The 21,189-nt window shown below is 42.4% G+C and carries 11 protein-coding genes and 2 pseudogenes; all 13 read left to right on the top strand.

The window, feature by feature from the left end; all coding sequences use genetic code 11:
- Positions 1-380 precede the first annotated feature (380 nt).
- Positions 381-1,886, top strand: coding sequence for a reverse transcriptase domain-containing protein (locus F6J90_RS20620; protein ID WP_293097498.1), 1,506 nt, complete (start codon positions 381-383; stop codon positions 1,884-1,886).
- A gap of 642 nt (positions 1,887-2,528) precedes the next feature.
- On the top strand, positions 2,529-4,214 hold the full coding sequence (gene ltrA / locus F6J90_RS20615; protein ID WP_293097495.1) for a group II intron reverse transcriptase/maturase: 1,686 nt from the start codon (positions 2,529-2,531) through the stop codon (positions 4,212-4,214).
- Positions 4,215-4,346: 132 nt separating this feature from the next.
- Positions 4,347-4,940 (top strand): annotated as a pseudogene (locus F6J90_RS20610) (transposase); the annotation flags it as partial.
- Between the two features lie 24 nt (positions 4,941-4,964).
- Positions 4,965-5,600: pseudogene (locus F6J90_RS20605) on the top strand (sucrose synthase); the annotation flags it as partial.
- 773 nt (positions 5,601-6,373) lie between these two features.
- Positions 6,374-6,835, top strand: a complete 462-nt coding sequence (locus F6J90_RS20600) for an AMP-binding protein (protein WP_293097901.1) — start codon at positions 6,374-6,376, stop codon at positions 6,833-6,835.
- 4 nt (positions 6,836-6,839) lie between these two features.
- A complete protein-coding gene (locus F6J90_RS20595; RefSeq protein ID WP_293097492.1) occupies positions 6,840-8,621 on the top strand; it encodes a fatty acyl-AMP ligase in 1,782 nt (593 codons plus the stop codon).
- Between the two features lie 186 nt (positions 8,622-8,807).
- A complete protein-coding gene (locus tag F6J90_RS20590) occupies positions 8,808-9,773 on the top strand; it encodes an acyl-CoA desaturase (RefSeq protein ID WP_293097489.1) in 966 nt (321 codons plus the stop codon).
- Positions 9,774-9,914: 141 nt separating this feature from the next.
- Complete coding sequence (locus tag F6J90_RS20585) at positions 9,915-10,217, top strand: acyl carrier protein (protein ID WP_293097486.1); 303 nt, start codon at positions 9,915-9,917, stop codon at positions 10,215-10,217.
- 429 nt (positions 10,218-10,646) lie between these two features.
- Positions 10,647-12,698 carry a hypothetical protein gene (locus F6J90_RS20580; RefSeq protein WP_293097483.1) on the top strand — a complete coding sequence of 684 codons (2,052 nt, stop codon included), beginning with the start codon at positions 10,647-10,649 and terminating at the stop codon, positions 12,696-12,698.
- Between the two features lie 80 nt (positions 12,699-12,778).
- Complete coding sequence (locus F6J90_RS20575; protein WP_293097481.1) at positions 12,779-17,968, top strand: type I polyketide synthase; 5,190 nt, start codon at positions 12,779-12,781, stop codon at positions 17,966-17,968.
- 22 nt (positions 17,969-17,990) lie between these two features.
- On the top strand, positions 17,991-18,230 hold the full coding sequence (locus F6J90_RS20570; RefSeq protein WP_293097478.1) for an acyl carrier protein: 240 nt from the start codon (positions 17,991-17,993) through the stop codon (positions 18,228-18,230).
- 133 nt (positions 18,231-18,363) lie between these two features.
- Positions 18,364-19,593 (top strand): beta-ketoacyl synthase N-terminal-like domain-containing protein, encoded by a 1,230-nt coding sequence (locus F6J90_RS20565; protein ID WP_293097476.1) that lies wholly within the window; start codon positions 18,364-18,366, stop codon positions 19,591-19,593.
- Positions 19,529-20,857, top strand: coding sequence for a hydroxymethylglutaryl-CoA synthase family protein (locus F6J90_RS20560; protein WP_293097474.1), 1,329 nt, complete (start codon positions 19,529-19,531; stop codon positions 20,855-20,857). Before F6J90_RS20565 ends, F6J90_RS20560 begins: the two co-directional genes overlap by 65 nt.
- Positions 20,858-21,189 lie beyond the last annotated feature (332 nt).

Here is a 21,189-nt window from a genome sequence, read left to right as displayed (position 1 = left end):
GAATCAGAGGTGAAACAGATTATCCACACTGCCGCTAATAGGGAGGCGACACGGGTAGATTAACAAAAGTCCTAAAAAAGCGTCTAAGAAACAAGCCGCAATCTGAAATAATGCGAGACTTAATCCCTTTATTCTCACAGTATCTTTTTTCGGATAACTGTAATCTCTGAGAAGGGGATAGGCGAATTGGACTGCCCTAAACCGCCATAACAATCTAGTACACGTAACGAGTAAAAACGGCAGCAATAATGAGTCTGTAGACCGGTCGAATCTACGGTAAGTTATGTCAAACTTAATCCTCACTGCCGGGTAGGATGCAGCCAAACAACTGGCTGCGGGTATTCAGAGTATACAAATTTCAGGAGAGCATAGTTAGACGCATGGCAAAACATAGCGAACTCTGGAAAAAGCAGCAGTGGAAGAAACTCCGCCAAAACTTATTCCGCCTACAAAAACGAGTATACAAAGCGGTTCGAGCTGGTGACTTGAAGAAAGCACGGTCACTACAAAAACTGATATTGAAATCCCGCTCAGCACAGCTTTTGGCAGTCCGTCAAGTGACGCAGCTTAATAAAGGGAAGAAAACGGCTGGAGTTGATGGAAAGTCAAGCCTCAACTACAGAGAACGAATGGAACTGGTGGAGACATTGAGCGACCGTGTTTCTGACTGGAAACACAGCCGACTACGTGAAGTACCAATCCCTAAAAAGAGCGGGAAAATCCGAATGTTAAAGATACCAACCATAGCCGACCGAGCATGGCAATGTCTAGTAAAATTAGCCCTCGAACCAGCCCATGAGGCAACGTTCAGTGGGAACAGCTACGGATTCCGAACGGGCAGGTGCGCACAAGACGTCCAAAAACGCTTATTCACCCACCTACAATCCAACCATAACGGAATCAATAAACGAATCATCGAACTAGACATCAAGAAGTGTTTCGACCGTATCAGCCACACCTCCATAATGGAAAGACTAATAGCACCAGCTAAAGTCAAAACCGGAATATTCAGATGCTTAAAAGCAGGAGTATCCGTAGAATTTCCAGACCAGGGTACACCTCAGGGCGGTGTGGTCAGTCCCTTACTAGCAAATGTGGCACTAAACGGAATAGAGGATATACACACAAGCCTGGGATACGCAGATGATATGGTATTCATCCTTAAGCCAAAAGATAATGCTGATAAAATCCTCAATGAAGTTAAGGAATTCCTAGCTAAAAGAGGAATGGAAATCAGTGAAGAAAAGACCAAACTGACTAAAACGACAGACGGATTTGACTTCCTGGGGTGGAGATTCCGCGTCAGAAAAGACGGTAAATTCTCGTGCATTCCCTCAGAGGAAAATCACAGAAATATCCGTAAGAAGATTAAAACCGTAGTCAACTGCTCGAACTATGGTGCTGAAGTAAAAGCCAAGAAACTAGCCCCCATTGTTCGCGGATGGCGTAACTACCACAAAAGCTGCGATATGAGCAGTTCTAGGGATAACCTATGGTTTATGCGCATCACTGCCCACCGAAAGTTCCGAAAGGAAAAGAAAGTAAGTCGGTATAAAGCTAATAAACTATGTGATAAAGCATTCCCAAAGGTAGGATACAAACAAAATCAACATGTGAACGTAAGGGGGACTAAGTCACCCTATGACGGTGACTTAGTCTATTGGAGCCAAAGGAATAACCGCCTTTACTCTGATGCTACATCTGATGCATTGAAAAAGCAAAACCATTCCTGTGGACACTGTGGATTGAAGTTCAAAGAAGATGAGGATGTACATCTCCATCACATAGATGGAAACCACGACAACTGGTCAAAAAAGAACTTACTAGCAGTTCATCGTAGCTGCCATCAACAGATACATTGGAGCAAGCCGAAAGGCCGGTCATAGACCGAGTTTACCCAGGAGCCGTGTGAGGCGAAAGTTTCATGCACGGTTCTGAAGCGGAGGGTGCGATTCGTTAGCTAGAAACCTTTACCCTACAAGGGTTTTGGGGGATTAGCTGCTTGGTTCAATGAACCCTGACAACTTGATAACCATGGTGGTGAAAAACCATCCCTCATGAAATCCGAGTGACAGCCCTACCCTGATTCATAGGAACTAACAAACCTATGGGTTAATGCAAGGGTCGAATATTGGAACACCCTTAACCTGACCGGTGTCAACAATAGGCAAAGAACTCATGGGTACGAGAGAAAGGTACGTTTGAATCATCGTCACAGAAATGTAGCGAAAAAAGGTTTGACACGCTACGGAGAAAAACTCAACGGAATTAGGATTACAAAGTTCCTCCCCTTTGTAATGGATTTCCCAAACAGTTCCCGGTGAAAAGTACCACCCTAAAAGTTCAAAGAATGGTTATCAGGAACGAAATAACTCTCATATGTACTCTCAGTAAGGTCGATTACTGAGTAGGTAGTTAGCCGCATGTCATATGAGGGCAAGATTGAGCTCATTTGCCAAAGCCTAGGGTAATGCCCAGGATATGCTGACGGACTCACGTTATAGGAAAAGATCTAGTTGTAAGTAGCAATGAAAATGTCTAAAACTCGGGGGTTCGCCCCACAGTCGGAATGGAAGAAAGTCAACTGGCGGAAGCTAGAAAAGACTGTCTTTAAGTTGCAAAAACGAATATATCAAGCCTCGAACCGTGGTGATGTCCGCGTGGTAAGAAAGTTGCAAAAGACTCTGATAAAGTCCTGGTCGGCCAAGATGATTGCGGTCAGACGGGTAACCCAGGAGAACAAAGGGAAGAAGACTGCTGGAGTAGATGGGGTCAAATCATTAACACCAAAACAACGGCTTACTTTAGTCTCCAACCTAAAAGTTTCTAAGAAAGCCCAACCAACCAGAAGGGTATGGATTCCTAAACCTGGACGGAAGGAAAAGCGACCATTGGGTATCCCAACCATGTATGACCGCGCTCTCCAGGCACTTGCCAAACAGGCATTAGAACCTGAATGGGAAGCAAAATTTGAACCCAACTCCTATGGGTTCAGACCAGGACGTTCATGTCATGATGCCATCGAAGCAATATTCAATAGCATCAAACAAAAGCCTAAATGGGTACTTGATGCTGACATAGCCAAATGCTTCGATAAAATCAATCACAATGCACTTCTAACTAAACTGAATACCTATCCATCCATGAGACGCTTAATAAAGTCCTGGCTAAAAGCCGGTGTGATGGATAGTGGGACATTCTCACCTACAGATGAGGGCACCCCTCAGGGTGGAGTTATCTCTCCACTTTTAGCGAATATAGCCCTCCACGGAATGGAACAGGCCATATGGGATTACGCAAATTCTGTAAAAGGCAAGAAAACCCACTATAAAAAGGGACTAGCTCTAATCAGATATGCCGACGATTTTGTCATCCTACACCAAGACCAAAAAGTGGTAGAAGAATGCCTTGAAGTCATCAATAATTGGCTACATGACATGGGTCTGGAATTAAAGCCTAGCAAAACCCAAATGACCTATACCTTTAACGGATTTGAATTCCTTGGATTTAATATCCGTCAGTACAAAGTAGGTAAAAACCACTCTAAACAAGGCTTTAAAACCATCATCAAACCATCTAAGGATGCAATTCTAGAACATTTCGAGCGGCTTTCAAAAGTCATCGACAGACATAAAGCCGCTCCTCAAGAGGCTTTAATCAAACACCTCAAACCTATTATACGCGGATGGTGCAACTACTACAGAGGAGTCTGTAGCAAAGAAACCTTCCAAGATTTAGGTTACATGCTCTGGAACAAACTCCAAAGATGGGGATATAGAAGACACCCAAAGAAAACCAAAACCTGGGTAAACAAGAAATATTGGGGAACCATCGGAGAGGATAATTGGATATTCATGGCAGATGAGGATAATTACCTCCCAAAACATGCCAAAACTGAAATAATAAGGCATAAAAAAATCCAAGATACCAGAAGTCCCTACGATGGAGACCTAATCTATTGGAGCACCAGAATGAGAGAACATCCTGAAATGCCAGCTCAATCGGGAAGGCTTTTGAGAAAGCAAAAAGGGAAATGCGCTCATTGTGGTCTTACCTTCAGACCTGGGGATTCAATGGAAATGCATCACATACTACCACGCGCACTGGGTGGAAATAACTTCGATGAAAATCTGGAATTACTACACCTAACCTGCCACGATGCCAAACACGGGAAAAAAGTCAACGCCTTAGAGTTAGATGAAAACCCGTTTTAGAGGTACCAGCGACAATGGTTCCTATGATGAGGAGCCGTATGATGCGAAAGTGTCACGTACGGTTTTGAAGACGAGTCAGTGGGGTGACTCACTGACTTAGTTTAATTGCCCCGGGTAATACCGGGCATCGACCGTAACAAGAAAGGCTCAGCTAACCGTAAAAAAGCCATTAATAGGTTAGGTAGAACTCACCTTAGAATAAGTAGGCAGCGTGAGGAACATGCCAAGAGACTGGCGCGTTGCGTAATCCGGTCTAACGACCTGGTCGCCTATGAAGATCTAAGGATTAGAAACCTAGTGAAAAATTACTGTCTAGCAAAGTCTATTAATGATGCAGGTTGGTATCAGTTCAGGAAATGGCTAGAGCATTTTGGCACTAAATTTGGCAGGGTCACTGTTGCAATAAACCCTGCCTATACCAGCCAGAACTGTTCTAATTGTGGCGAGGTGGTGAAGAAGTCCCTATCGACTAGGACTCACACCTGCAAGTGTGGTTGTCAGCTAGATTCGCCGAAGGCGACGCTACGCGAACGCGACCACAATGCCGCAATAAACATCCTTCAAAGAGCCTTGGGTACTGTGGGGCACACAGGAACCCGGATCTTAGATCTAAACGCTTGCGGAGACCCGACCTCTACTCTTCCTGACTCCGGTCTGGAAGAGCCACGTTGGATCGCTGTTCGCGTAGCGTGGCCTACGGCCAAGCAAGAATCCCCGCGTCTTTAGACCGGGGAGTGTCAATACACCCAGGAAATTATTCTGGAAGATGAAAGTCTGTGCCTGATTATCCGACCCAAAATTGCGGCTAAAAGAGCTTTCCGTCTGTTTGAAGACTTAAGGGCGCAAGAGGTTACACCAGAGGAACTGCTGGATATACGCGATCGCTTTGTCAATCGCTACAAGCCCAAGGTCGGGGACGTTCTCCAGCTGGATTTTCAGCCGTTTTATGACTACAGCCCAGTCATTCGCGTACCCAAGAATATTGGTAAGGGAGTCCGCTTCTTAAACCGCTATCTCTCCAGTAAACTCTTTCAAGACCCTGAGCAGTGGTTGGAGTCGTTGTACGGTTTCTTGAAAGTGCGTCATTTCCTAGGAAACCAGCTCCTGATTAACGAGCGCATTTAGAATCAGCAGCAACTGTCAGAGCAGGTGAAGTTGGCTTTGGAATTTGTAAGCGATCGCCCAGACCGCGAATCCTATGATAAATTCCGCTTTAAGCTGCAACAGATGGGTTTTGAAGCAGGCTGGGGAAACACTGCTAGTCGAGTGCAGGAAACCTTGGCAATGCTGGATGAATTGATTGATGAACCGGATGATGGGGCATTGGAACAGTTCCCTCTTCTGTCAAACTGGGGTCAAACCTTGATTTTTCGTAGGCTGAAATGACGGAAATTCGTTCGATTATCCTAAGAGCTGATTCGTAAACTCGCTGTAATTCTTGTAGGATAAGGCTTGCGCTTAAATAGAACAATTGAACTATTTAATAACCAAAAAACAATCATAGCAAGGCTTTCAGACTTCTTAAGATTTACTTTACGAGTCAGCTCTAAAGTGACAAAAGAGGGATATATAAGTAGTCGGACAAAAGTAAACGGCACTATATTAACTTTTGTAAAATCCTGCGATTGCTTTCAAGGGCAAAGATTGTGTATTTTAATTAAAGTTAACACAGCTATCTTTATTTATGTCCGACTACTTAGCTATGGTTGGACGAGAGTCAAGCAGAATTTATTTACGATTAGGGTTGACAGGTTATTTTTTTCGTGCTAGATTTCTCATGGTGCCTAATTCGGGGGCATCTCAAGGCTCATAAACCTCCAAAGTACACCTAAGTAGTATAGTTAAAACAGTAAAAAACTGTTGAAAGGGAGCAAGTAAGCCTTGAAAAAAGCTATTTATAAAGGAGCTTAGAACTTGGTAAATATCAGATGTTCAGACCTTTACGACAAGTTTTCCAACCAATCTGGTAGAGTTGTTGCGTTATAGAGCCCTAACTCAGCCTGATAAAATCCCTTATACCTTCAATGAAAAAGGGGAAGAAGAAACTGATCGTATCACCTATGAGGTATTAGACCAACGCTCAAGGGCGTACGCCTGTCAGTTGCTGTCTCTGGGGGTAACGGGAGAACGAGCTTTGCTAGCTAGTAGATCCACCAGGTATAGACTTCATTGCTGCCTTTTTTGGGTGCTTGTACGCTGGCGTAATTGCAGTGCCCGCTTATCCACCACCCCGACGCAGTCACAATCTGTCTAGGTTGTTAGCGTACGCATCAGATGCAGAGGCTCGGTTTGCCCTAACTACCACATCTCTATTGACGGAGTTAACCAGTCGCTTTGCCCAACATCCAACTCTGGGGAGGCTGCACCTGCTTGCTAGCAATAATTGCGTACGCGACCAAGGCTTGCACTGGTCTGAGCCAACCCTGAGCAGCAGTAACCTGGCCTTTCTCCAGTACACCTCCGGTTCTACGGGAACACCCAAAGGAGTAATGGTAAGTCACGGTAACTTGCTACACAATGAGCGGATGATTAAGCAAGCCAAAGGACATACCCAGCAAACGATTGTAGTAGGTTGGTTGCCGACTTTCCACGACATGGGACTGATGGTAAATGTATATTGAGTATATGAAAAATGAGCAAGAATTTTCTACTTTAATTGACCTTCTCCAATATCGCTCCCTAAATCAATCTAATCGAAAAGCTTACAGTTTCCTACAGAATGGTGAAAAAGAGGTAATTCGCCTAAGCTACCAAGAATTAGATGAAAAAGCCAGAGCAATTGCTGTAGAACTTCAAAAACAAGTAGATAGGAATGAAAGGGCTTTACTCCTATATCCACAGGGACTAGAATTTATGGCCGCCTTATTTGGGTGTTTGTATGCAGGAGTCGTTGCCATTCCGGCACCACCACCAGACCCAATTAGACTGAAGCGGACACTACCTAGGCTTGAAGCAATCGTCAAAGATGCCCAAGCTTCGGTAATACTTACTGATGAATCAAAGTATTCCCAACTTAAAGTTGCCACTTCGCAGTTGTCTTCAGAATTCAAAAGCATCAAATGGATAGTTAGCGATAAAATTCCTACTCCCCGATCACAAGAATGGCAAAAACCAGATATAAATAGCGATACTCTTGCTTATCTTCAATACACATCCGGCTCCACTTCAACACCAAAGGGTGTGATGCTAACCCACAAAAATTTAATACACCATTGTAGTTACATAAAAGAAGCTTGGGGTTATACATCAGACAGTATCGCTACAACGTGGGTTCCCCATTTTCACGATTATGGACTCGTTGATGGATTAATCCAACCCCTATATTCCGGTATTCCCTGCTATGTGATGTCCCCCATAGCCTTCTATATGCGACCCATTCGTTGGCTACAGACAATTTCACACTACCGAGTCACCCATAGCCAGGGACCAAATTTTGCCTACGAACATTGCCTAAGAAGAACCACACCGGAACAACGGGCGAATTTAGACCTAAGTAGTTGGCGGACAGCTAGTAATGGAGCTGAGCCAGTTCGTCAAGAAACAGTGGAAAATTTTATTGCCACTTTTGCTCCTTTTGGTTTCCGTAGGGATGCTCTTTATCCAGCTTATGGATTAGCCGAAGCAACTTTGTTGGTTTCGACTAAAAAACATGGGGAAAAAGCCGGGGTGTTGACCTTAGCAGCAGACGCCCTAGAAAAAAATAGAATTGTAGTAGTCTCACCAGCAGAAAAAGATCAGCTAGTACGAAGAGTAGTTAGTTGTGGACCTCCCATTTGTGGGATGAAAGTTGCGATCGTTAATCCAAACACTTTGACAAAATGTCAACCAGATGAGGTAGGGGAGATTTGGGTCTGCGATCCTAGTATGGCTGTAGGATACTGGAATAGGTTAGAAGAGACAAAAAAGACTTTTCATGCTTACCTCGCCGAAAGTGGTGAGGGGCCATTTATGCGCACAGGGGATTTAGGATTTTGGCAAGATGGTGAACTATTTATTACAGGGCGTATCAAAGACGTTATTATTATTCGTGGTCGCAACCATTATCCCCAAGATATTGAATTGACAGTGGAACAAAGTCACCCATCACTGCGATCTAGTCATGGAGCAGCATTTGCAGTGGAGATTAAGGGAGAAGAACGTTTAATAGTGGTTCAGGAGGTGGAGCGGAGTTACCAAAAACAACTAGATAGGGATGAGGTAGTGGGAAATATTAGAGAGGCAGTCACAGACGAACATGATGTACAGGTATATTATGTGGTATTAATCAAAGCTGGGAGCATTCCTAAAACATCAAGTGGCAAAATACAACGCTCTGCTTGCCGAGTTAAGTTTTTGGAGGGCACATTAGACCAGTTGGAAGCCAGGGTAAAAGTGGCAAGTACAAGTGGAGCAGCCGTCTCCACTTAAATGTAGGGAGTTTTGATGGGTTGATTGGATAAAGCTTGATGATATAATTTGATTGAATGAATTTACAGGTATACCGCCAATTCGGGAACCGGGAAAATTATGCCCTAGATACTTAGTCTTAAACAGGTGATATGGCATTAAAAAAAAATAAAAAGTTTAGCAAATGGTAAAATAGGAGACAGTTTGATGTCAATTCAAATGGATGTGACCAAAGAATATTTTAAACCAGCCAAAACTCAAAAGTCAAAAACCATATCAAATGATTACATTAAAGGTCTCCAGACCAAACACTTTCTGTTGTACAATGTCATTCCAACAATCGGAACACTAATAGCGATCGCTTTACTATGGTGGTACCCGATCAGTAGCGTGGAAATAGGATTACTAATAGGAATGTGGGCATTGAGTATGATTGGGATGAGTGTGGGACTACATCGCTACTTTGCCCATCGTGCTTTTAAAACCAGCCAGACCATGAGTGTCATTTTAGCAATTCTAGGTTGTATGGGCGCTCAAGGACCTGTAGTTTCCTGGGTAGCAGTGCATCGTCGCCATCACGAGTACAGCGACCTGCCTGGTGATCCCCATTCCCCAAATCCAGAATTACTAGGGGAAGGAATATTTGGGACATTACGAGGTCTTTGGCACGCCCATGTGGGTTGGCTAACAAACCACGAGTATCCTAACCCCATGTATTATGCGCCAGAATTGATGCGAGACAAAACCATTAGCAAGATTAATCGCCATTATGTAGTGTGGATAGTTTTGGGTCTGCTAATGCCAACTATTTTAGGAGGAATTATTCATGGCTCTTGGATAGGGGCTGTGGAAGGTCTTCTGTGGGGTGGATTTGTACGGATGTTTGTCGTAGATAACTCCATTTTAAGTATCAATTCATTTTCTCATGCTTTTGGGACTCATCCTTTCGATAGTAAAGACCAGAGTCGGAACAATATTTGGGTGGCTATTCCTACTTTTGGAGAATCCTGGCAGAATAATCACCATACTTTTGAAAATTCGGCAGCGATCGGTTTAAAATGGTGGCAAATAGATTTAGGTTACTGCCTAATTTGGGTATTGGAAAAATTAGGTTTGGTTTGGGATGTGAAGTTGCCAACAGCAAAAATGATCGAAGCTAAGAAGTTAGCTTAATTGTTCAGAAGAAATAAAAATTAGAAACCTGAACAAGATTAGGAGGTGTAACTATCATTAATTGGTGATAGCTGATGATAGTTACACGTATCAAGTAGTCAATAATTTCCGGAAAATCTAGTAACTACCCATCAATAAATTATGGAAAACTTAACAGTAGAGACCGAAAACCTGACTATTGTAGATAATGGAAGTATAGAGAATAAGAATCAACCCACAGTAGATGAGGTTCAGGAGTGGTTGATTTCTTATCTGTCACAACTATTAGATCTAGAAATTGAAGAAATATCGACAAGCACTTCTTTTAATCGTTACGGTCTAGATTCTTCAGCATCAATATCTTTAACAAGCGATTTCGGGGATTGGATAGGAAAAGAAATAGACCCGACAATCCTGTATAGTTACCCCACAATAGAAGCTATGGCAGAGCACTTTGGTGGATAATATTTGTTGAAGGTTATATCAAATCCGCTTAATTCGGTATAAAAAAATGTTCCATCTCCAGTCATTGCCAAATCTTTCTAAATTATATTCCCTCCTGACTACTGACTTGGTGACTACTGACTCATAATTAACTATCTAATTTATACTGATGCTAGCGGATTTGATATTACTAGTTAGTGTTGGGGAGAGAAGATTTGGTAATATCTGAATATTATCCCTACCTCAAACTAGCTAGCAAAAAAAACTTGATCACTGAAAAATAATAGTTTTCGGTAAATTATGGCTTATAAAAAATGGATGGATAGAAAAAAAAAAGATAAGATATATTACCCAGTCAGTACATCAAAGTAGAAGCTATCAAAAAGTTTGATGGTGCAGCTAGTTTGGATTTAAAATTTTTTTTTTAAAAAAAATATCAGGCAAAATATTATGATAGAAGTATGTATCATTGGTTTTGGATTTAGTGCGGTGCCATTGATTAGGGAATTACAGCGCACGGGAACAGAGTTTAAAATAATTTCCGAGGAAAGCAATAGTGTATGGGATGCTCTGAGTCAAAGTAACCGTTTGGATTTCGACCTAGTATCCAGTTATTTAACTAGCTTTTATTCATTTGATTTGGTAAAGGATTTTGTAGAAGATTATTATCCTACATCAAAGCAATTTTATGAAATGCACCAGAGATGGCGAAAGGTATATGAGAATGAAATAATAAGGGATCGGGTGACGAGAATAGATAATTTCAAAGAGCATAGTGTAATTTTTACAAAATCTGGCAAAACACTGAATGCCAAACACGTGATCTGCTCCACAGGGTTTAGTCGTGCTATACACACCCATATTAATGATATTGATTACAGTGTATCGAACAAAACCTTTGTGTTTGATACGATGGGAGACTCGGCCAATCTAATCATATCAAAATTGATCCCCAATAACAACAAAATTATCATTAGAACGAACGGGTTTAATGCTCGAGATAAAGTAGTTCCAGGAGCAGGAGCAATATATACCTTAGATCAGCTAGAAGGTCATAACTTTAGGTATATGTCCCATGAGCATTATGGCTCTGTTATCTACGGTCTGCCTATAGGTTCAAAGAAACCAATTCTAATGGGAGATCAATTTCCTGTGACTGTACGTGATGATAATTATATCACAAGTAAGTCACGCCCTGCAAGCGGTACAATTGCGATCAAATACTGGCCTATCGATCAATATGCAGATAAATTTGGTAATAACCTTGAAGAGTCTATTTCTCAAGGTTACTTATTGAATGATATCGCAATGTGGTTGCATACAGGTAAAGCTATTGTTGTGCCCAAAGATACCGCAATTAATTTTGAAAAGAAAACAATCACTTATGCAGGCATTGAAAGAGCTTTCCATCAGTATATAAAAGGGGATCCGGAACAACCGAGACTGCCAAAAATTATGATTGATGGAAATACTCCCTATGAATATCAATACAGAGATAATTTTATGGGTGTAATACCCCGTACACTGAACAATGTATACTTTATTGGATATACCCGTCCTTATACAGGAGGTCTGGCAAATATAATTGAAATGCAAGGGTTGTTCGTTCATAAAATGATAACTCAATCAGAATTTCATCAGAAAATACATCATAACTTGGACGAGCGTATTGTCGCTTACAATAATCATTATTATGGGACAACTAAACCTCGCAGCGCAGATCACTTAGTATATTTTGGATTTTATACAGATGATCTAGCAAGGTTAATCGGCATTGATTATAAACCCAGCGAAATTAACTCAATCAAAGATATGGTGTTTTATTATGCCTTTCCTAATAACGCATTGAAATATCGTCTGAAAGGAGAATATGCTGTTGACGGGGTTGAAGACCTGATCAAAAAAATTAATGAAAAATATTATGATTTTATTGATGTATTTGCATATTTATGGGGAACCAGCAAGATGGATTCAGTTGAGCTGACTGAAGAGCTAGAACAATTTATTCGTCAGTATTTCAACGATATGAGGCATAAAGAACCATATACAAAATTCCTGGAAAATTATATTCAAGTCTATCGTCGGGTTAAAAATACAAGAGTTGATGAAACCGATGATTATGAGTGGAGTTTGATGGTAAAGAAGGCTAGTGAGACGAGAGATAGAGTTTTGCAAGAGTTCAAAGAATCAGGTGATTATCAACTGGAGGAAAATTTTAGGAATTTTATCTCTAATGAAATAGAACTAATACAATCTTTAATGAATTATAAAATCCTATCAGTTAAGGATGGCCAATTAAAAATCGTTCCAGAAAAAATTGGTGGGCATTCCATTTTGGAAAATATACTCTGCAAAATAACGAAAATACTAGGTTTTCAAGGCATAATAGAAAGTGTCTTAGGTAAAAACGAGATGCTCCCAAAAATTGAAGCCCAAGATTTGCAATCTTTATTATCTTTGACTAAGCCCAAAGAGTATGAACTGCTGTATTTGAAGCCCTAGAGTGTTTTGTAAGTAGTTAAACAATACACATCGCTATCTCCACAGAAAAGGCTTGTGTGCTGGTAGCAGAAACTGAAAAAATGATGAATAAAGAACCAATAGCAATAATAGGAATGGGATGTCGTTTTCCAGGAGCTAAAAATCCAGAAGCTTTCTGGGAATTACTATGCAATGGTATAGACGCCATTACCGAAGTACCAGCTTCTCGGTGGGATAACGAATTATTTTATGACGCCGACATCTCCAAGCCAGGGAAAACGAACAGTCGGTGGGGTGGCTTTCTAGAGCAAGTAGATCGATTTGACCCGCATTTTTTTGGTATTTCTCCCCGAGAAACCCAAACAATGGACCCCCAACAACGGCTATTGCTGGAACTAGCTTGGGAAGCCTTAGAAGACGCTGGACAACCACCAGAAGAATTGGCAGGTACACCCACAGGGGTATTCATGGGGGTATCAAGCTTCGACTACTACGAACTCATCGCCCAAAACACCAGTAATTTTAGTACCTATACAGGCACAGGTAACTTAAATTGTATTAACGCCAATCGCCTCTCATACTTTTTCGACTTCCACGGACCGAGCATGGCCATAGATACTGCCTGTTCCTCATCCCTGGTAGCAGTACACTTAGCTTGCCAAAGCCTGTGGAGTGGAGAATCTACCCTAGCTTTGGTGGGAGGCGTACATATTGTGACATCCCCGTGGATGTCGGTAGCCTATGCCCAAGGAGGATTTATGGCTGCTGACGGTAGGTGTAAAACCTTTGATGCCAAAGCTGATGGTTATGTGCGTAGTGAGGGTGCGGGGTTAGTGATACTTAAACCACTATCTCAAGCCCTGGCTAATAGAGACCGCATCTATGCCTTAGTCAAGGGAAGCGCCGTTAACCAAGATGGATACAGCAACGGGCTAACAGCCCCCAATCCCTTAGCACAGGAAGCGGTTTTACGAGCAGCATACAAAAATGCAGGTATTTCACCAGGTCAGGTTCAGTATATAGAAGCCCACGGAACAGGGACAAAACTGGGAGACCCGATGGAGATGAAAGCCTTAGGAGCAGTGCTATCTCAAGATCGTGCTCCTGGTGACTACTGTGCAGTGGGTTCAGCAAAAACCAATATCGGACATTTAGAAGCACCAGCAGGCATTGCCGGATTAATTAAAGTGGCGCTGTCACTATACTATCGCCAGATTCCACCTAGTCTGCATTTTAACGAACCCAATCCTTATATTAAGTTCGATAAACTGCCGTTGCGAGTACAGGAAACTCTCACACCTTGGCCAGAAAAGTCAATACCAGCAATTGCCGGTGTGAGTTCCTTTGGTTTTGGGGGCACAAACTCCCATGTCGTGTTGGCAGAAGTGGAGAATAGGGAACTCTTAACAGTGAACCCTCCCAAGGAGGGGAGCATAGAAGAAGAAGGGTTAGAACCTCCGGTTCATCTGCTAACGCTTTCGGCGAAAAAAGAAGCAGCTCTAGATGAGTTAGTAACCAGTTATAAGAACCACCTGCAAAAACATCCAGAATTGGCAATAGAAGATGTTTGTTACACAGCCAATGTGGGGCGATCGCACTTCCAATATCGCCTCGCTGTTGTCACCAAATCGACAGAGCATTTAGAGGAACAATTAAAGGCTACGGCAGAAGGAGAGGAAACACCAGGAGTTCTGAAGGGTCAAAAGATTGGTCGCAAGCGTCCCAAAGTAGCCTTCCTGTTTACAGGTCAAGGTTCCCAGTATGTAAATATGGGAAGGCAACTGTATCAAACTAACTCTATTTTCCGTCAAGCTTTAGATCAATGTGACCAAATCTTAGGTTCCTATCTAGAACATCCCCTCTTAGAAGTTCTCTATCCTCAAGATACACCAAACTCAAATTCTTCTCTACTAGACCAAACTGCCTATACCCAACCGGCACTGTTTGCCCTAGAATATGCCTTGTGCAAGTTATGGGAATCTTGGGGTATTAAGCCCAAGGTGGTGATGGGCCACAGTGTGGGAGAATATGTGGCAGCAACTGTAGCCGGAGTATTTAGTTTAGAAGATGGCTTGAAATTAATTGCCCTGCGGGGAAGGTTAATGCAGCAATTACCCGCTGGTGGCGAGATGGTTTCTTTGATGGCACCAGAATCTCGGGTAATAGAGGCAATCTCTGATTACACCAACCAAGTGGCAATTGCTGCCGTCAATGGACCAGAAAGTGTGGTCATTTCTGGGGAAGCAGCAGCGATTGGAGCTATTGTCAACAAACTAGAATCAGAATCGATTAAGACGAAACAGCTACAGGTATCCCACGCTTTCCATTCTCCCTTGATCACACCAATCTTGGCAGAGTTTGCCGCAGTAGCCCAGCAAATCACCTACCATCAACCAAAGATACCTGTAATATCCAACGTCACAGGAACTATAGCAGACAAGAGCATTGCTACAGCTGACTATTGGGTAGAGCATGTAGTTAAACCAGTCAGGTTTGTCGCAGGTATCAAGACTTTGGCAGAACAAGATATTGGTATCTTCTTAGAAATTGGTCCTAAACCAGTTTTGCTCGGCATGGGACGGGAATGTCTGCTGGAAAGCAAAAAACTCTGGTTGCCAAGTTTGCGTTCTGGTAAGCCAGAGTCGTTACAAATGCTGCAAAGTTTGGGGCAGTTATATGTACAGGGAATCAAGGTTGACTGGTTAGGATTTTACCAGGATAATGCTCCCAAAAAAATCGTGTTACCGACTTATCCCTGGCAACGAAAAAGATATTGGATAAGTGCTCTTGAGCAATACAAAAATCAAGATAACAGTGGACGCGGGGACGCGGAAACACGGGGAAGCGGAGAAGGTAAATCCCACGAAAATTTAACCTCACCCCAGGAAATAGCAACTAAGGAAGAGTCAAGATTACAGCAACCAAAACTGAGATTATCCAACCCAGCGCTACTGTCTTTCCCAAAAACTACAGTAGCCAAACAACAACTAGCCAAAAGAGAGTTGGCTCAATTGAGAGTTCCACTGATTCAGGCAGAACCTGCTCAACTGAATCAAGCTTATCTTGAAGCGGAAAATCAAGATATTATTCTTAACCAAGAACCAACCAAGGAGCCAGAAACGATGAACCGGGAACAAATTGAACAACTCAAACAAGAATATGAAGAAAAGGGATACTGTCAAATCAAAAAAATATTTGATTTTTCTGAAATAAAAAGAATTCAAGAGACATTGGAGCAGGCCAAACAGACAAGCGATATATCCAAGGAAAAAGTAACTTTGAAACTGGGGGGGATTGATGATATTGACACCAATGATCATGCTTATGACTTGGTGAAATACGATTTTGTCTCTTCTTTTATCCAAGAAAAGCTGGCTCTGCTGAATTACATCACCGGCAAAAACTTGATGATCATGCACAATGCCATGTTTTCGGTGGAACCAAACCGTAAAGGATTGCCTTGGCATGTGGGAGTCGGTTCGTTTTCATTTACCAAAACCGAAGACTTTGGTGCTTCCATCTGGATACCCTTAGATAAAATAACTAAAGAATATCGAGGTGGCATGCAATATGTACCGCTCAAAAGATTTCCCGGTCAGTTTTATTACACTGTTTTTGACTTACATTTAAAAAATAATATTAAGTGGGATGAATCCCAAGGAGATTTGAATGAATACGTGGCGAATGCCAATACTATTTATAATAAAATCACTGAAGATGTGATCGATTATACGATTAAAGATGCTTATGAAGAAGACGAGTATGACCTAGGGGATGCCTTTTTCTTCAATAAATACGTCTTACATCAATCAGTTCCCTTAAAACCTGGTCTACATAAGATACGTCGTGCTTTTGTGATTCGACTGGTAGACTATGATACGCGGGTGGATGAGGAACGGTTGGGTTTATTCTCAAAATATTCTCAATTGCATTCGAGATACTACAAAACCCTACCTCGTTACAACAAAGATAGTGTCTTAGTGATGGTTTCCCGTGCTGTCCAGAAGGGGCTAAAATCTCCCTATTTACGAGACATCCCTCATGTGCAACAAACCTTACCAGAAAGGATTGCCACTGGAGCTATTAGTTTTGACGAAACACCAAGCATTTCTTCTCCTTTAGGCTCAGTTCCTCAAACTCAGCAACCTTTGGAAACCTTACAACCGCTGCCTCAACCCCAGGTTAGTCAGCAGCCTTTAAAAAACCTACAACCATTGTCTCAACCCCAGGTGAATCCATCAGAGGTTAAGCAGGTTCTCAAAGAACAGTTGGCTGAAGCGCTGTATACAGAAGAGAGCGAAATTGCCGAAGACCAGAAATTTGTTGATTTAGGCTTAGACTCAATCGTTGGAGTGGAATGGACAACCACGATTAATCAAACCTACAACTTAAACCTCAAAGCCACCAAGTTGTATGATTATCCTACTTTATTAGAGCTAGCAGCATATATTGCCCAAACCTTGGCAAGTCAGGGTACAAAACCCCAGGTTAGTCAGCAGCCTTTGAAAACCCTACAACCATTGCCTCAACCCCAGGTAAACCTATCAGAAATCAAGCAAGTTCTCAAACAGCAGTTAGCGGAAGCACTGTATACAGAAGAGAGTGAAATTGCCGAAGACCAGAAATTTGTTGATTTAGGCTTAGACTCAATCGTTGGAGTGGAATGGACAACCACGATTAATCAAACCTACAACTTAAACCTCAAAGCCACCAAGTTGTATGATTATCCTACTTTATTAGAGCTAGCAGCATATATTGCCCAAACCTTGGCAAGTCAGGGTACAAAACCCCAGGTTAGTCAGCAGCCTTTGAAAACCCTACAACCATTGCCTCAACCCCAGGTAAACCTATCAGAGGTTAAGCAGGTTCTAAAACAGCAGCTAGCGGAAGCACTGTATACAGAAGAGAGTGAAATTGCCGAAGACCAGAAATTTGTTGATTTAGGCTTAGACTCAATCGTCGGAGTGGAATGGACAACCACGATTAATCAAACCTACAACTTAAACCTCAAAGCCACCAAGTTGTATGATTATCCTACTTTATTAGAGCTAGCAGCATATATTGCCCAAGAAATTACTGCTACCGGCAGCAGTAAATTACCCCAAGGTAATGGCAATGGAGGTTATAGCCAAGAATCTTCGCCAAATCATGCTTCACAGGGAGATTCTTCAGAGGAGATGAGTCAAAAAGTACGCTTACGTGCGATCCTCAATAAGGTGGCCAATAATGAGTTGACTGTCCAGGAGGCAAACCAACTGGTTCAACAACTCAAACAACAGGTTACAGTTTAGGAGGAAATTTCAGGGGAACGACATGAGCAAAGAACAAGTACTCAAACTCATTAGAAAATACACTCGTGAAGTAGCACCAGAATTAGAAGAAGCCCCCCTAGAATCAACTGATAGCTTAAAAAACTTAGGCATTGATTCAGTTAATCGGGCAGAAATTATCATGATGGTGATGGAGGATTTATCCTTGAATATTCCCCGCATTGAATTGGCTGGAGCCAATAATATTGGGGAACTCGCTGATTTATTTGCGGCGAAATTATAGCATTTGTCATTTGTCATTTGTTGTTTGTTGTTTGTTGTTTGGTATTAGTAGTGGAAAAAAACAAACGTCAATCAGGGGAAGTAGTCCACATGGGAAATAGTCCAAAGTCAGTTAAACACCAGGGAAAACTGGTATGAATGACGACATCAAGATCACTGGTATGGGCATTGTTACCCCCATTGCCCAAGGAGTTCACCCTTTTCGGGAAGCCCTATTATCGGGCAAAACTCAATTTGGTTATCTGCAACGACCAGGAAGGGAAAAACCTAGTAAACCATTTATTGGTGCAGAACTGCCAGAGCTTGATGTCAGAAATCTATTTCCTAAACACAGTGGATTGTTACGCAGTGCAACCTGGAGTGGGCAAATTGCCCTGCTCGCTGTTGCTGAAGCTTGGGAAGATGCTAAACTGACCTCTAACCAAGTCAACCCCGAACGTATTGGCTTAGTCATCGGTGGCTCCAATCTACAACAACGTCATCTGCAACAAACCTGGCAACGTTATCAATCACGTCCAGAATTTATCCGACCCACTTATGGACTAACAGTTTGGGATACGGATATTTTGGGTTTACTTTCCCAGTATTTTCAGATTCAAGGAGAAGGTTATACCGTAGGTGGAGCATCTGCTGGTGGAGCAGTAGCTATCATTCATGCAGCTCGTCAAATTTTAATGGGGGTGACTGATATTAGTATTGCCGTTGGTAGTCTCTTTGATATCTGTGCTTATGAATGTCAAGGACTAATGAATTTGGGAGCTATGGGTAGTGAACGTTTTGCTGATAACCCAGAGCTTGCCTGTAGACCATTTGACCACAACCATGACGGTTTTATCTATGGCGAGGGTTGTGGAGTTTTAGTCCTAGAAAGAGCTAATCACGCTCAAGCAAGAGGAGTAGTTTCCCAGGGCAAACTCCTTGGTTGGGGCTTCAATTTAGCTGGCAATCGTAGTCCTGAACCATCTCAAACCGGTGAAAAACGAGCGATGAAGACAGCTTTAGCCATGGCAGACTTAAAACCAGAGCAAATTGATTATGTCAATACTCATGGTACCGGCTCGCCCCTTGGTGACAGGACAGAAGTAGCTGCCTTAAAATCCACAGGACTTAACCATTGTCTTCTCAATTCAACTAAGTCTTTGACCGGTCACTGTTTAACTGCTGCTGGAGTTATCGAAGCGATCGCTACTTTATTACAAATGAACTCTAATTTTTGTCATCCAACCCACAATTTGATTAACCCCGTTGATGATAGCCTCAATTGGGTTAAAGAAACTGCTGTTCAAGGGGAAATTCAATATGCCATCAGCAACAGTTTTGCTTTTGGCGGCATCAATACAGCTCTATTACTGGGCAAGGAGTAAAGCTATGCAATCAGTTGGCATTGAAGCTCTCAGTGTATATGGAGGTGCAGCTCAATTAGATGTGCGTAAGCTGGTACAAGCGCGTCAGTTGGACATCTCACGCTTTGACAATCTAATGATGAAAGAGAAAGCAGTTTCTCTGCCCTATGAAGATCCAGTTTCCTATGCGGTTAATGCCGCCAAGCCCATCATTGATCGCTTGAGTAATGCTGACAAGCAGCGCATAGAAATGGTGATTACTTGCAGCGAGTCAGGCATTGACTTTGGCAAATCGATGAGCACCTATATTCAGGAGTATTTGGGCTTAAGTCGTAACTGTCGCATGTTTGAACTCAAGCAAGCTTGCTACTCAGGAACAGCAGGCTTACAGATGGCCATCAACTTGATTCTGTCCCAAACCTTTCCTGGAGTCAAAGCCTTAGTTATCGCCACCGATATCTCTCGGTTTCTGGTTGCGGAGGGAGGGGAAGCTCTTAGTGAAGATTGGTCTTTTGCGGAACCAAGTAGTGGTGCTGGGGCAGTGGCTCTTTTAGTCAGTGATACTCCCTACATTTTTCAAATTGATGTGGGCTGCAACGGCTACTATGGTTATGAAGTCATGGATACCTGTAGACCTAATCCTGATTCAGAAGCAGGAGATGCTGACTTATCCTTACTTTCTTACCTAGACTGTTGCGAAAATGCCTACCGACATTATCAGAACCGAGTCGAAGGGGTAGATTACCAAGCAAGTTTTGACTACTTGAGTTTTCATACCCCTTTTGGTGGTATGGTTAAAGGGGCTCATAGAAATATGATGCGTAGGTTAAAAAAAGCTAAACCTGCCGAGATTGAAGCGGACTTCCAAAGGAGGGTAATGCCGGGATTAGTATACTGCCAACAGGTAGGCAATATTATGGGGGCAACCTTGTTTTTATCTCTAGCTAGTACTATCGACAATGGGGACTTCAGTACCCCTCGCAGAATTGGGATGTTTTCCTATGGTTCTGGTTGTTGTTCCGAATTTTATAGTGGGGTTGTGATTCCAGAAGGAAAGCAAATTCAAGCTCAACAAGGTATATCATCCCAATTAGCAGACCGCTACTCTTTGAGTATGGAGGAATATGAGCAATTACTCTATCATAGTAGTGCAGTTGCCTTTGGCACCAGAAACGTTACCTTAGACTATCAACTTTTCCCTGGAGTCTGGAAACAAATAGCAGGAAAGGGTCGGTTGGTCTTAAAAGCAATCAAGGAATTTCACCGAGAATATGAATGGGTATAGCTCTAGTACCGCTGCGCGTAATTCAAAATTCAAAATTCAAAATGCTTATGGAGTAAAGATTATATCGACTCAAACTGGTGGGTTATTTCCGCCGCGCTGTACTAGTGTTTTATCTGGGTGAGCAACCGTCACGAACCCACCGTTAAGCCTATCGGCTATAACGGGGGCTTGAAAAAGTTCACAACGTGACCAGCCTCAGACTTTTGAGTCTACGTTTTTTGAGCTATCACACCTTTAGATGCGTCGCTAGTCTTCTGCTCTGTGGTTAATAGTTAAATAGTCATAAACGGGTTAAGACAGTGCTATTAACAAGACAAACTCAAAAAACCTTG

Origin of the sequence: Moorena sp. SIOASIH (assembly GCF_010671925.1) — a bacterium.
GTDB lineage: Bacteria > Cyanobacteriota > Cyanobacteriia > Cyanobacteriales > Coleofasciculaceae > Moorena.
Note: the sequence above shows the minus strand (reverse complement) of the source record. Positions and strands in the feature narration are given on the sequence as shown.